This window comes from Paenibacillus allorhizoplanae, assembly GCF_927798215.1.
In the GTDB taxonomy this organism is placed as follows: Bacteria; Bacillota; Bacilli; order Paenibacillales; family NBRC-103111; genus Paenibacillus_E; species Paenibacillus_E allorhizoplanae.
The window spans coordinates 1-590 of record NZ_CAKMMW010000066.1; the positions used below are offsets into that span (position 1 = coordinate 1).

At 46.6% G+C, this 590-nt stretch carries 1 rRNA gene; it reads left to right on the plus strand.

Going from position 1 to position 590, the window contains the following annotated elements:
• Positions 1–279: 279 nt before the first annotated feature.
• A 23S ribosomal RNA gene (locus L6I86_RS35525) occupies positions 280–590 on the plus strand; the annotation flags it as partial.

The window sequence follows — 590 nt, forward strand, 5'->3', positions numbered from 1 at the left end:
GTAGCCGTATCGGAAGGTGCGGCTGGATCACCTCCTTTCTATGGAGACTCGTGTCTGATAGACACAGTCAAGTATCTTCGGATACAAAATCGCTTAACTCACTCGTGTTCAGTTTTGAAAGAGCAATCTTTCAAAATCAGTTGACAACCAACATCGCTTTGCGAATGTAATGGTTGCAACATTGTTCCTTGAAAACTAGATAACGAAACAAAAACGTAAAGTAAGAACTTAGGTTGTGTTGACCTTAGGGTTTGCACAAAAATCTTTAAAGCTTTTCTAGGTTAAGCTAGAAAGAGCACACGGAGGATGCCTAGGCACTAGGAGCCGAAGAAGGACGTGGCGAACGACGAAATGCCTCGGGGAGCCGTAAGCAGGCTTTGATCCGGGGATGTCCGAATGGGGGAACCCAGCTGTGGTAATGCGCAGTTACCATGTAGTGAATACATAGCTACATTGGAGGCAGACCCAGGGAACTGAAACATCTAAGTACCTGGAGGAAAAGAAAACAAAAGTGATTCCGTCAGTAGCGGCGAGCGAAAGCGGAATAGCCCAAACCAAGGAGCTTGCTCCTTGGGGTTGTAGGACCTCGA